At 63.1% G+C, this 13084-nt stretch carries 12 protein-coding genes; 7 read left to right on the top strand and 5 right to left on the bottom strand.

Annotated elements, in window-relative coordinates:
• The first annotated feature begins 13 nt into the window (after positions 1-13).
• The 5 genes from LMTR3_RS00575 to LMTR3_RS00555 all read left to right on the top strand — a co-directional run bounded on the left by LMTR3_RS00575 (position 14) and on the right by LMTR3_RS00555 (position 4951).
• Positions 14-1393 (top strand): ABC transporter substrate-binding protein, encoded by a 1380-nt coding sequence (locus LMTR3_RS00575; protein WP_065743166.1) that lies wholly within the window; start codon positions 14-16, stop codon positions 1391-1393.
• Between the two features lie 194 nt (positions 1394-1587).
• On the top strand, positions 1588-2460 hold the full coding sequence (locus tag LMTR3_RS00570) for a carbohydrate ABC transporter permease (RefSeq protein ID WP_065743165.1): 873 nt from the start codon (positions 1588-1590) through the stop codon (positions 2458-2460).
• On the top strand, positions 2457-3308 hold the full coding sequence (locus LMTR3_RS00565) for a carbohydrate ABC transporter permease (RefSeq protein WP_065743164.1): 852 nt from the start codon (positions 2457-2459) through the stop codon (positions 3306-3308). The genes LMTR3_RS00570 and LMTR3_RS00565 overlap by 4 nt, the downstream gene beginning before the upstream one ends.
• A 156-nt stretch (positions 3309-3464) precedes the next feature.
• The gene (locus tag LMTR3_RS00560) at positions 3465-4556 is read left to right on the top strand and encodes an Acg family FMN-binding oxidoreductase (protein ID WP_349643782.1); all 1092 of its coding nucleotides are present in this window, start codon (positions 3465-3467) and stop codon (positions 4554-4556) included.
• Positions 4553-4951, top strand: a complete 399-nt coding sequence (locus LMTR3_RS00555) for a hypothetical protein (protein WP_065743163.1) — start codon at positions 4553-4555, stop codon at positions 4949-4951. Before LMTR3_RS00560 ends, LMTR3_RS00555 begins: the two co-directional genes overlap by 4 nt.
• Positions 4952-4973: 22 nt before the next feature.
• Here LMTR3_RS00555 and LMTR3_RS00550 read toward each other — a convergent pair whose 3' ends face one another.
• Genes LMTR3_RS00550 through LMTR3_RS00540 form a run of 3 tightly spaced genes read right to left on the bottom strand, consistent with a single transcriptional unit; the run spans position 4974 to position 7818 of the window.
• Positions 4974-5789 (bottom strand): ABC transporter permease, encoded by an 816-nt coding sequence (locus LMTR3_RS00550; RefSeq protein WP_065743162.1) that lies wholly within the window; start codon positions 5787-5789, stop codon positions 4974-4976.
• The gene (locus LMTR3_RS00545; RefSeq protein WP_065743161.1) at positions 5789-6703 is read right to left on the bottom strand and encodes an ABC transporter permease; all 915 of its coding nucleotides are present in this window, start codon (positions 6701-6703) and stop codon (positions 5789-5791) included. The genes LMTR3_RS00550 and LMTR3_RS00545 overlap by 1 nt, the downstream gene beginning before the upstream one ends.
• Positions 6700-7818 carry an ABC transporter ATP-binding protein gene (locus LMTR3_RS00540; RefSeq protein WP_245319690.1) on the bottom strand — a complete coding sequence of 373 codons (1119 nt, stop codon included), beginning with the start codon at positions 7816-7818 and terminating at the stop codon, positions 6700-6702. Before LMTR3_RS00540 ends, LMTR3_RS00545 begins: the two co-directional genes overlap by 4 nt.
• A 235-nt stretch (positions 7819-8053) precedes the next feature.
• Between LMTR3_RS00540 and LMTR3_RS00535 the strand changes: the two genes are divergently transcribed.
• Together LMTR3_RS00535 and LMTR3_RS00530 are read left to right on the top strand one after the other, a co-directional pair.
• Positions 8054-8554 (top strand): GlcG/HbpS family heme-binding protein, encoded by a 501-nt coding sequence (locus LMTR3_RS00535; protein WP_065743160.1) that lies wholly within the window; start codon positions 8054-8056, stop codon positions 8552-8554.
• A 38-nt stretch (positions 8555-8592) separates the two neighbouring features.
• A complete protein-coding gene (locus LMTR3_RS00530; protein ID WP_065743159.1) occupies positions 8593-9903 on the top strand; it encodes a tetratricopeptide repeat protein in 1311 nt (436 codons plus the stop codon).
• Positions 9904-9963: 60 nt separating this feature from the next.
• Here LMTR3_RS00530 and LMTR3_RS00525 read toward each other — a convergent pair whose 3' ends face one another.
• Together LMTR3_RS00525 and LMTR3_RS00520 are read right to left on the bottom strand one after the other, a co-directional pair.
• Positions 9964-11424 carry a glycerol-3-phosphate dehydrogenase gene (locus LMTR3_RS00525; RefSeq protein ID WP_065743158.1) on the bottom strand — a complete coding sequence of 487 codons (1461 nt, stop codon included), beginning with the start codon at positions 11422-11424 and terminating at the stop codon, positions 9964-9966.
• A 95-nt stretch (positions 11425-11519) separates the two neighbouring features.
• Positions 11520-13046 carry an ABC-F family ATP-binding cassette domain-containing protein gene (locus LMTR3_RS00520; protein ID WP_065743157.1) on the bottom strand — a complete coding sequence of 509 codons (1527 nt, stop codon included), beginning with the start codon at positions 13044-13046 and terminating at the stop codon, positions 11520-11522.
• Positions 13047-13084 lie beyond the last annotated feature (38 nt).

Below are 13084 nucleotides of genomic sequence, written 5' to 3'. Positions count from 1 at the left end.
CAGGGAGAACAATGTGATATCCAGGAGATCAGTTTCGCTCGCGGTTGCAGCCGTCGGCCTGTTTTACGCCACGGCGCCCGCGCTCGCCCAGCAGAAGACCATCACGGTCTGGTTCGGTAAGGGCTTTTACAAGTCCGAGGACGATGCGCTCTTAGAGGCGATCAAGAAATTCGAGGCCAAGACCGGCATCAAGGTCGAGCTTTCGCAATACGCTATCCAGGACATGATTCCGAAGACGGTGGCGGCGCTGGATTCGGGCACCGTGCCTGATGTCGCCTATTCCGACAGCTATGACGTGCAGGCGCAGGGCAAGTGGGCCTATGAGGGCAAGCTCGAGGATCTCGGCGACATCCTTTTGCCGATGAAGTCCGCGTTCGCGCCCAACACGCTGGAGACCACCTTTCTCTATAACGACCAGACAAAGAAGAAGGGCTATTACGGCTTTCCGCTGAAGCAGCAGAGCATGCACGTCCAGATCTGGAAGGACATGCTGGAACAGGCCGGCTTCAAGGAAAGCGACATCCCGACCAAATGGGAAGATTACTGGTCGTTCTGGTGCAACAAGGTGCAGGCCGCCAGCCGCAAGGCAACCGGTCAGCGCGTCTATGCCGTCGGCCAGCCGATGGGCGTGGAATCCACCGATTCGTTCCAGTCGTTCTACACCTTCATGGACGCCTACAACGTCAAGCTGGTCGATGACGACGGCAAGCTCCTGGTCGACGATCCCAAGGTGCGGGAAAACCTGATCAAGGCGATGAAGGACTATACCGACACCTACATCAAGGGCTGCACGCCGCCGTCCTCCACCACCTGGAAAGATCCGGACAACAACGTCGCCTTCCACAACAAGACGATCGTGATGACGCACAACTTCACGATCTCGATCGCGGCGAAATGGCTCGACGACGCCAACAACCCGGCGCTGACGCCCGAGCAGCGCGCGCTCGGCAAGAAGAACTATGATGAGACCATCATCACCGCGTCCTTCCCCAACAAGCCGGACGGCACGCCGATCAAGTATCGCTCCGACGTCAAGACCGGCCTGATGTTCACGGTCGCCAAGAACAAGGCCGAGGGCAAGGAGTTCATCAAGTTCCTGCTGCAGGAAGAGAACGTGCGACCCTATATCGAAGGCGCGCTCGGCCGCTGGTTCCCGGTGACGACGGCCAGCCAGCAGAGCCCGTTCTGGCAGGCTGACCGGCATCGCAAGGCAGTGTACAACCAGTTCACGGGCGGCACCACGCCGTTCGACTTCACCAAGAACTGGAAGTTCACGATTTTGAACAACGAGAACGTCTGGGCCAAGGCGATGAACCGCGTGGTGAGCGAGAAGGTGCCGGTCGACAAGGCCGTCGACGAACTGATCGCCCGCATCAAGCAGGTCGCGGGTTAGTGTAAGCAATGCCGGCCGCCACGAACGTATGCTCGTCGTCCCTGCGAACGCAGGGACCCATACGCCGCGGCGGCCGTTTTAAAGGATGCTAGCCGACGGCTTTGCACAACAACAACCGCCTGTGGTTATGGGTCCCTGCGTTCGCAGGGACGACGGCGTAGTCGCGACCGGCATCTCGTTTCAAGAGTAAACAAATGGCAATCACGCTTTCGGGCGATCACGCGATACCAAGCCCGCCGCTATCGGCACGGCTGACCACCCCGCAGGTCTGGGGCATCGTGATGCTCGCCCCCTATCTGCTGGTGTTCCTGGCTTTCGTGGTCTACCCGGTCGGCTATGGCCTCTGGCTGGCGCGGCATCCGGCGAGTTATGTCGCGCTCTATCACGACCCGATCTTCGCGCGCGCCGCCGTCAATACGCTGATCTTCCTCCTGGTCGGCATCAATCTGAAAATGGCGATCGCGCTGTTCCTGTCCGGCTTCTTCGCCCAGCAGCGCACCTGGATCAAATGGCTGTCGGTGCTGTTCATCCTGCCCTGGGCGGTGCCGTCGATCCCGACGATTCTTTCCGTGCGCTTCATGCTCAATCCGGAATGGGGCGTGATCAACCAACTGATCTTCAAGTTCACCGCCGAGGACGGCCCGAACTGGCTGAACGATCCGAGCGTCGCGCTCGCCATGGCGATCGGCGTGCACATCTGGAAATCGCTGCCGTTCTGGACGCTGATCCTGATGACCGGGCGACTCGCGATCTCGCACGATCTCTACGAAGCCGCCGCGGTCGACGGCGCAAGCTGGTCGCAGAAATTCCGCTACATCACCTGGCCGTCGATGCAGACGCTCTACATCACCTGCACGCTGCTCTCGATGATCTGGACGCTGGGCGATTTCAACAGCGTGTATCTGCTCACCGGCGGCGGCCCCGCCGACCTCACCCATGTGCTCGCCACGCTCGGTATCCGCTATCTCCGGCTTGACCAGCTCTCGCTCGCGATGGCCTCCATCGTCTGCGCGCTGCCGTTCGTGCTGCCGCTGGTCTATTTCATGATGAAACGGTTGTCGCGATGAAGCTGCCCTCTCTGAGAGAAATCGGCAACGAGGCGAAACTGCTTCTAATCGGCATTCCCGTGCTGATCTGGACGCTGGTGCCGATCTATCACATGTTCCTGTTCGCGATCTCGCCGAAGGAAGACGCGTTTTCGGGCAAGCTGTGGCCTGATCATCCGACGCTGAACAATTTCAGCATCGTATTCCACCAGCAGCATTACTTCCTGCGCGATTTCTGGATCCAGTTCTTCAATTCGGTGGTGATCGCGCTGTCCGCCGGCGCACTCACGCTGATGATCGCGACCGCCGCGGCCTTCTCGATCTCGCGGCTGCGCGTTCCCGGCGGGCGCTGGGTGATGAATCTGGCGCTGTTCACCTATTTCATCCCGGCGGCATTCCTCGCCGTGCCGATGTACCGCACCATGGGCAATTACGGTCTCCTCAACAATCACTGGTCGCTGATTCTGGCGATGGTGACGATCGCCTCCCCTTACGCGATCTGGGTTTTGAAGCAGGCTTCCGACAAGCTGCCGGTCGAACTCGACGAAGCCGCCACCATGGACGGCGCCACCACGCTGCAATTGTTCCGCCTGGTCTACGTGCCCTTGATGATGCCCTCGCTGGTCGCGATCGGCACCTACGCGATCCTGCTCGCCTGGAACGAATATCTCTACGCATTCCTGCTGCTGTCGAAGGATACCGAGATCACGCTCCCCGTGGCGCTTGGCAACTTCCTGGCCGCGGACGACTCGCCGTGGGAATTGCTGATGACCACCGGCTTCATCTACGCGCTGCCGCCGGCCGCGATCTATTACGCGTTCAGGCGGTATATGGTGGGCGGGCTGACGGCGGGCGCGGTCAAGTCGTGAGGCTTATGTCCGCGCGTCGAGCCGGAAGCGAAATCGCTTGACGATCGATCCCCGCTGATCCGGTGCCGCGCCAGGTCGATAAGCTTGATCCTGGTCAACGACTGCGAGGCTTCACGACGCCACCTTTAGATCATTGGCTTCCGTGGAGAGGTGCGGGTGACGCTGATCGACAGAAGGCGGCTGCTGGGTGCCGCGCTCGGGCTTGCAGCCGGGACAACGGCATACCCGTCTTCGTCGGCAGCAGCGCCGATGACCTATGAGGAGGCGGCACGCGCGGCTAGAGCCCCGCTGCGCACCGCACCAAGAGAGCGAGAACTTGTGCGCTGTGCCACACTGGCTGCCAACAGTCACAATACTCAGCCCTGGATTTTCACGACCGCCGCCAACAAGATCACGATAACCCCAGACCTCGCGCGCAGATGTCCGGCGGTCGATCCCGACGATCATCACCTCTTCGTCAGCCTGGGATGCGCCGCCGAGAACCTCGTGCTGGGGGCGTCCGGACTCGGGCTGAGGGCGAACCCTCTCGTCAACGGCGACAGCATCGCGATCGATCTGGAGACGGCAGCGCCCGTACAATCGGCGCTGATTGACGCCATTACCGCTCGCCAGAGCACCCGCGCAAAATTCGACGGCAGACCTGTTACAACGGACACGCTGCGATTGCTCGAAAGCGCGTGCCGCGAAGAAGGCGTCTCGGCGATTATTTTGACCGATCGGACCAGGATCGCAAACGTTGTCGACTACGTGCTGCAGGGAAACTCGGCGCAGATGCGTGACAAGGCATTCATGGATGAACTTGTGAGCTGGATGCGCTTCAGCGACGCGGATGCCGTTGCCACGATGGATGGCTTGTTCTCGCGCGCTTCGGGAAATCCAGCCCTCCCTGCACGGATCGCGCGGCCGCTGCTTCGGCTCTTCTTCACCGAAAGCAGCGAGAACAGCAAGTATCGTGGGCAGATCGAAAGCTCGGCCGGTATTGCCGTCCTCGTGACTGATACGGACGACAAGGCGCATTGGATTGCTGCAGGCCGCGCCTGCCAACGCTTCGGGCTCCAGGCGACCGCACTCGGACTCAAATATGCCTTCGTCAATCAGCCCGTCGAGGTGGCGGCTCTAAGGACTCAATTCGCCTCCTTCCTGGGAATCGGCGGGCGTCGTCCAGATATCGTCATGCGCTTTGGCGCGGGACCCGACCTGCCAAAGTCCCTGCGTCGACCGCCGGAGCAGGTGATGCGTGAACGATGACGAAGATCCTCGGTACGGCCACCCTCTACTTCGTCATCGTCTTCGGCGTTGGATTTCTATTGGGCCCGATCCGCGTTCTCCTGCTGGAGCCGCGCATCGGTGCCGTTCGCGCCGCTCTCTGCGAGGCACCGTTCTTGCTCGGAGCCATTCTTGTCGCGTCGCGAGTGGCGCCGCGCACCCTGCAACTGGAGGCACGCAAGAGCGCGTTGCTTGCAGTTGGGCTGATCGCGCTCGGGATGCAGCAAATCGCTGACCTTGCAGTCGGCCTGACCTTTCGTAGCTTAAGCCTTACCGAACAACTCGCAAGATTTGCAACGGCGGAAGGTGCGGTCTATGCGGCACTGCTCGCCCTGTTCGCAACGATGCCTATACTGGCAAACCAGGCATCCAAGTAGCGCATCGCCCCTTCGGGGTTGATCACAACGGCGCCGCAGTCTCGCCCTGCGAACTCGACAGTTTCGAGGCGAGTGAGGCGATCACGATCAGCACCGCGATCAGCGCGATCACCATCGTGCAGATCGCGTTGATCTCCGGCTTCACGCCCAGCCGCACCTCGGAATAGATCCGGATCGGCAGCGTTGCCGAGCCCGGACCGGTGGTGAAGCTTGCGATCACGACATCGTCGAGCGAGAGCGTGAAAGCCAGCATCCATCCTGCGGCGATTGCAGGCAGAATCAACGGTAGCGTCACCCGAACAAACGCCTGCACCGGATCGCAGCCGAGATCCATCGCGGCCTCTTCCAGGCTGCGGTCGAGCGAGGCGAGGCGCGACTGCACCACCACGGTGACGAAGCACATCGTCAGCGTAGTGTGTGCGATCGTCACGGTCCAGAAGCCGCGCTCGGCGTTGAGCGCCACGAACAGCAGCAGCAGCGACAGCCCTGAGATCACCTCGGGCATCACCAGCGGCGCGTAGAGCATGCCGGAAAACAGCGTCCGTCCCCTGAAGCGTTCGCCGCGAACCAGCCCGACTGCCGCGAGCGTGCCGAGCAGCGTTGCAATCGTGGCCGATACCGCGGCAACCCGCAAGCTCATCCATGCCGCATCCAGCATGGCGCGGTCGTTGAAGAATTCATGATACCAGCGCAGCGACCAGCCGCCCCACACCGTGACCAGCCGCGAGGCATTGAAGGAATAGATGACGAGAATAACGATCGGCAGGTACAGAAACGCCAAGCCGAGCGCGAGCGCGGTGATGTTGAACGGCGATATCCGGCCGATCCGTCGCGCCATCACTTCGCGCCCTCCAACGTGCGGCGCTGCAGCCGGTCGTAGAGCAGAAGCGGTGGCACCAGCAGCACCAGCAAGGCGACCGCGGCGGCAGCGGCGACCGGCCAGTCCTTGTTGGTGAAGAATTCGAGCCACAGCGTCTGACCGATCATCATCGAGCCGGAGCCGGCGAGAAGATCTGGGATCACGAACTCGCCGATGATCGGGATAAAGCACAAGAGCGCGCCGGCGCCGACGCCCGGCAGGGATAGCGGGAACGTCACCAGCCAAAACGCTTGAAGTGGCGACGAACCGAGATCGCTTGCGGCTTCCAAAAGCGAGGGGTCCATCTTCGAAAGCGTCGCGTACAGCGGCAGGATCATGAACGGCAGATAGGAATAGACGATGCCGAGATACATCGCACTGTCGGTCGACAGCCACACCACCGGCGACGAGACCAGATGCAGCGCGAGCAGAATTTTATTGAGCAGTCCGTCATGCTGCAAAATATTGATCCAGGCATAGATGCGGATCAGGAACGAGGTCCAGAACGGCACGATCACCAGCATCATCGCGATCGGCTGCCAGCGCTGCGGCAGCCGCGCCATACCATAGGCGATCGGATAGCCAATCAATAGCAGGATCAATGTCGAGGTTACGGCAACAACGACGCTACGCAAATAGGAGCTGATGTAGAGACTGTCCGAGATCAGCAGCCTGAAATTATCGAAGGACAATTGCGCGAAGGCCGCCTTGATCGCAATCCATCCTTCGGAAAAATCGAACACCGGCACATAGGGCGGCTGCGCGATCGCGGTCTGCGACAGGCTGATCTTCAGCACGAACCCGAACGGCACCAGGAAGAACAGCACCATCCACAGGTAGGGCGCGATGGCGGCATACCGCGCCGGCTGCGCGAAAATGCGGCGCGTGCTCATCGTTCCAGCACCACGCCATCGTCGGGCGTGAACCACGCCACCACGCGCTGACCCACGCCATAGCTATGGATGTCCAGCCGCGTGGTATTGGCCATCGAGGAGCGCACGACCGCACCGGAATCGAGCTTGACCTTGTAGACGGTCGAGCCGCCGAGATAGCTGACATCGGCGACGACGCCCGCCAGCCGGTTAACCGCTTGCGGATTGCCTGCGTCCGACGCCGGGCCTTGATGCCACAGCTTCACCTTCTCGGGGCGGATCGCGACCGAGACGGCGGTGCCAGTGGCCATCTGACGGTGCTCCGCAACCACGATGTTTCCGGCATCCCCTGTTGCGATGGTCAGGCGATGGTGCGCATGCGAGGTGACTTCCCCGTCGAACAGGTTGACGTCGCCGACGAACTCGGCGACCCAGCGCGAGGCCGGCGCCTCGTAGAGATCGCGCGGGGTGGCGACCTGTTCGAGCCGGCCGGCATCCATGACGCCGATCCGGTTTGCCATCGTCATCGCCTCTTCCTGGTCGTGGGTGACGACAATGAAGGTCATGCCGAGACGGCGCTGCAGTTCCATCAATTCGAGCTGCGTGCTCTCACGCAGCTTCTTGTCGAGCGCGGCCAACGGCTCGTCAAGCAGCAGGACCTTGGGTCGCCGCGCCAGCGAGCGCGCCAGCGCCACGCGCTGCTTCTGGCCGCCGGAAAGCTGATCCGGCCTGCGCTTCTCTAGACCATCGAGCTTGACCAGCGCGACCATCTCGCCCACGCGGGTATCAATGGCGGCGCGCGCCATCCCGGCGCGCTTCAGGCCGAACGCGATATTGTCCCGGACCGAGAGATGCGGAAACAGCGCGTAGTTCTGGAACATCATGTTGACGGGCCGCTCATGCGGCAGCACCGGCGCGATATCGCGGCCACCGAGCAGGACGCGGCCCTCGTCCGGGGTTTCGAAACCGGCAAGCATCCTGAGCAGCGTGGTCTTGCCGCAGCCGCTCGGGCCCAATAGCGCAAAGAACTCGCCTGCCTTGATGTCGAGCGAGAGCCGGTCCACGGCGCGGAAACTGCCGAATTTCTTCGATACGCCTTCGATGCGGAGCAGCGGCGTGTCGTCGGCCGGCGCCATCGGCGTCGCCTGCGCGACGGCCGTGTTGATTTTCGCTGTGTCGATCTCAGGCGATTGCCCGCTCATGCCATTTGCCTGCGCCGTCATGGCCGCACGCTAGCGGCGGATCGCCATCCGCTCAACCGGCCCGGAACAAGCAGCCACAATATTCTGGATGCAGCTCCCGTCTCTGGTAAGGTTCGAAGCTCGCAGAAAGCCGGCCGCCGCGCACGATGGGAATGATCGGGAGAGATTGATGACCGTTCGGAAAATGGTGGCAGCAACGGCGATCTTTTGCCTGCTCGCCAGCTCGGCCGCCGCCCAGGAAGCCATCGTCACCTACAAATCGCTGAGCCCCGAGGTGGCGCTCGATCTGGCGCGCGCGACGCTGGCGGATTGCCGCAAGCGCGGCTTTCAGGTGTCGGTCGCCGTCGTCGATCGCTTCGGCGTGACGCAGGTGCTGCTGCGCGACCGCTTTGCAGGCGCACATACGGTTTCGACCGCCTCGGGCAAGGCGTGGACGGCCGTCAGCTTCCGCACCAGCACGACCGAACTCGTCGCTAACAGCCAGCCCGGGATGATGCAGTCCGGAATCCGTGATCTGCCGGGCGCCGTCATCATCGGCGGCGGGCTGACCGTCGAAGCGGCAGGTTCGCTGGTGGGCGCCGTCGGCGTCTCCGGGGCTCCCGGCGGCGACGCGGACGAAGCCTGCGCCAAAGCAGGCATCGATGCCATACGCGACAAGCTCGATTTCTAGACCTGACAATGTCATCGCGCGACCCTAGGACAAGAACGATGAACCGCGACAGATATGATCTCCCGCTGACAACCGCCTCGGATCGCGCCGCGGCGCATTATCGCGAAGGCGTCGACTGCATGCTGTCGGCGTGGCACGGTGCCGAGGACGCCTTCGACAAGGCGGTTGCGGAAGATCCCGGTTTTGCACTGGCGCATATCGGCCGCGCCCGGCTGCATCAGCTCAACATGGAGGGCAGCAAGGCGCGTGCTCTCGCCGCGCAAGCCCGCGAACTGGCCGCCGGCGCCACCCAGCGCGAAAAAAGCCATGTCGAGATCATGGCCGCCGTGATCGAGAGCAAGCCGAAAGTCGCGGTGACCGGCGCCGAGGCGCATCTCGACGAATATCCGCGCGACGCGCAGGTACTGTCGATCCTGCTCGGCGCGTTCGGTCTCTACGCGTTCTCGGGCCGTCCCGATCACGATGCGGCCAAGCTCGCGATCTGCAAACGCCACGCGCGGCATTATGGCGAGGACTGGTGGTTTGTCAGCTACCTCGGCTGGTCGCACACCGAGGCGGGAAATCTCTCCAACGGCCGGACGCTGTCCGAGCGCGCGATGGGGCTGCGGTCGGCCAACGCCAACGCGGCGCATGGCCTCTCGCACGCGATGTTCGAGCAGGGCGACATGGGGGCCGGGCGCAGCTTCCTTTCGCAATGGATGCCCGCGCATGACCGCCAGAGCTTTCTGCATGGGCACCTGGCCTGGCACGTCGCGCTGACCTTGCTCGACGCCGGCGATCTCGACGGCGCGCTTGCGATCTACGAACAGCATATCAAGCCCGCGGGCCGGCCGTATCCGCCGCTGAACATCTTCACCGACGGCGCCTCGCTGCTGTGGCGGCTTGCGCTGGCCGGCCAGACCGGGCTGGAGGCGCATTGGCAGGATATCGCCGCCTATGGCGAAAAGTACTTTCCGCAAGCCGGCGCGCATTTTGCCGACGTTCATTTTGCGCTGGCTACCGCAATGACCGGCAGCGATGCGCTGGAGACGCGACTGGCGCAGCTCGAAGCACGCGCAGCCGACGGCAAGCTGTTGCCGGGGCAGGCCGCCATCGACCTCTGCCGCGGCATTGGGGCGTTTGCGGAGGGCGACAATGCGGAGGCGATCCGCTTTCTCGAACCGGCCCTTGCCGAACTGACGCGGATCGGCGGCAGCCACGCCCAGCGCGAACTATGGGAGGACACCCTGATCGTGGCGTACCTTCGCGCCGGCCGCGGCGAAGCGGCCGCGAGCCGCATCGCGGCCCGGCTTGACCGAAGGCCTTCGGCGCGTGACGAGGCCTGGTCGCGACAGGCACAGCGAAACTAGGCGAGGCAAGCAGGTCGAAAACGGTTGGCCTGATAACGCCCCTCATGTCCCACCCATTCGTCAGACGGCCGCCGCCATGAACGCCGCCAGCGCCTCGCGGTCCTCCGGCAGCATGGTGAGGCCAAGCTTCGTGCGCCGCCACAAGACGTCGTCCGGAAAGCGCGCCCATTCCCGCTGCATGAGATAGCGGACCTCTGCGCCCGTCAATTCCGACCCGAAAGCAGGGCCGAGTTCGCTGCGCTCCTTGGCGTCGCCCAGGATCGCCTTGACGTTCGAGCCGTAGGCCGCGACCAGGCGCCTCGCCTCTTCCTCGCCGAGAAACCGCCAGCGTTCGCGCACTTCCTCGACTTCGTTGTCGAAGCGGTCCCAGGCAAAATCGCCGCCGGGCAGCGGCGCCGTTGCGGTCCAGCGCGGCGACATCGGATAGAACGGCGTCAGCTTCGAGACCGCCTGCTCGGCGCGCAGCCGCGACGTCGTGACGTCGCCGCCGAACACCGTGAGCAGCGGCGCTCTTCCGCGGCCGTGGTCGAGCGTCATCGCCCCGTTGCGTCCGCTCGCGGCGTTCCGCACCATGTTGGCCCCGGAAAGCGTACGCACCACATCGACCGTCTCGATCCGCTCGCGGAAATAGCGGTTCGCCGCATCGCAGAGATAGGCGACGTCACCGGCCGCCATCGCAACGATGGCGGGATCGCCCTTGAAGGCATGGCTCGCAGTGCCGATCAGGGTAAAATCGCGCTCATAGGGGCTGGCGAAAATCAGCCGTCCATCGCTGTTCTGGAATACGTAGATATTGTCGCTGTCGAACAGACGGCGGACCACGATCTGGTCCATCTGCTCGGCGGCAACCTTCGGCGGCGGCACGCGCAACACCGTCTCGGCGACGGACGACGTCCAGGCGCCGCTGGCGTTGACGATCGCCCTTGCCGTGATCACCTGGCGAAAGCCGCGATCGATCGTCACCAGCCGCCATTCCTTGCCCCGTTCGGCCCGGGTGCAGCGCGCGCCGGTGCGAATCACCGCGCCGCGCGCCGCGGCATCGACGGCGGTGAGCACCACCAGCCGGGAATCGTCCACGACACAGTCGGAATACTCAAAAGCGGTGCCGAACGGCCGCTTCAGCGCGTTGCCGATCGGATGATGGGTTACATCGACAGTTGCCGAGGCCGGCAGACCGCTGCGCGAGGCCAGCCGGTCGTACAACAGAAGCCATGAGCGCAACTGCCAGTCCGGACGTTCCTCCGAATGGGCGGGAATCGCAAAGCGCATCGGGCGCACCAGGTGCGGCGCGATCCTGAGCCAGATATCGCGCTCGGCGAGCGCCGTGCGAACCCGCAAGAAATGCCGGCGCTCGAGGCCCGCCAGATCGCCGTGGATCAGCCGCGGCGAGGCCGACGAGGCGCCCGCGGCGAGATCGCCCTGCTCCAGCAGGATGACGCGCAAGCCGCGGCCGGCGGCGTCCCGCGCGATGCTGACGCCGTTCAACCCGCCGCCAATGATCGCGAGATCGTAGTCCGCCATACGCTATGGGTGACTGGAGAGAAGCTGACTTCACTACACTAGGTCATGATGGCCAAAAGTAGATGTCGCTCCTGGATAATGAATCAAGCGCCGCTCTAGCTGTTTGCGCCGATCGATGCGAAGAAGCGCTCCGGCCCCTCCAGTTCCACCAGCTTCTTTTTTTCGATCAACCAGAACCGGTTTCCGACCGTGCGCATGAAGTTGCGATCATGTGAAACCAGCAGGCAGCTTGCCTGATGCTCCAGCAACTCGTCTTCTAGCGCCTCCTGCCCCTCGATATCCAGGTGATTGGTAGGCTCATCGAGCAGATAGAAGTTTGGTTGGGCAAGCCGCAGCAATAGCATGCCGAGACGCGCCTTCTGTCCGCCGGAAAGCCGGCCGATCGGACGGCTCTGCATCGCAACCGACAGGCCTGCGCCGGCGAGCAATGCGCGTGCCCGCTGGTCACCGACGTCGAAACGGCTGACGATAGTGCGCATCGGCGTGTCGGCATCGGCAAGATCGGCAAGACCCTGGCCGCAATAGCCCAGAGCAAGCGACTGCGTAACCTTGATACCGGCCTGCATAGTTTCCGGGTTTTCGATCGCCTGGCGCAGCATCACGACGAGCCGGGTCTTGCCCGCCCCGTTCGCTCCCAAAAGCACGATCCGGTCTCCCTTGCAGATGAACTGCTTGCCGGTCTTGAACAGCAACCTGCCGTCCGGGGCAAAGACGGCGGCATCGTCCAGCGCAATCAGAACCTTGGCATGTGTTCCGCGATTGGCCAGCTTGATCGTCCCTGCGGATCGCTCCAGGTGCGCAGGTCTCGCCGCATCTTCCAGCTTCTCGGCTCGCTGCTTCAGTTGCTTGGTCTTTTGCAACAGAAGGTCGCTGCCGGAATTGATGCCGATATTGTTGAGCTTTGCAGCGCGCTGGCGAAGCTGCGCGGCCGCCTTTACGTCACGTTGGTAGCGCCGTTCATCCGATGCATCCGCCTCGCTGAGCGCGGCGCGAGCCCGCGTATAGGGCAACGAGAATATTTGCGACTGCTCGGGTCGCAAGAATGCCGTGCGGTTCGTGGTCGCGTCGAGAAAGGCCCGGTCATGGCTCGCTATCACGACCGGCATATCGCGCGGCAGCGCGTTCAGCCAATCTTCAAGCTGACGGATCCGGGCGAGGTCCAGATGGTTGGTCGGCTCGTCGAGCAACAACACGTCGGCTTCGGTCACCACGACGCGGGCAAGCAAGGCAAGCCGCCGCCAGCCGCCGCTCAGTTGCTTTAGCGGCCTCCGTCGCAGTGCCTCTGGCACCTCCAGCGATTCCAGGACAAGGCCTACTCTCCAGCTTTCGCTTGCCCGTCGTTCGACGGGTAGCGCCTCGAGCACCGCCGTATCAAACAGCGTATCCATCAGCACTGACGGCACGTCCTGCTCGACATAGCCGATGGTCAGTCCTCGCAATCTGGTGACCTCGCCATCGCCCGGCTCCATCAGGCCGGCAATGCAGCGCAGCAGCGTGGATTTACCGCGCCCATTGGCTGCGACGAGCCCGATACGGTCACCGGCATTAACGACAAGGTTCAGTCGGGAAAACAGCGGAGCGCTCAGCGTCACGCCGAGATTGCGGATAGTGATAAGGGTCATGATCGTTCCCTGGTCTTGCCTGCGACCACGGCATCCCG

The sequence above is a fragment of the Bradyrhizobium sp. LMTR 3 genome (assembly GCF_001693485.1).
Classification (GTDB): Bacteria; Pseudomonadota; Alphaproteobacteria; order Rhizobiales; family Xanthobacteraceae; genus Bradyrhizobium.
This window is presented reverse-complemented; position numbering and strand designations above follow the sequence as displayed.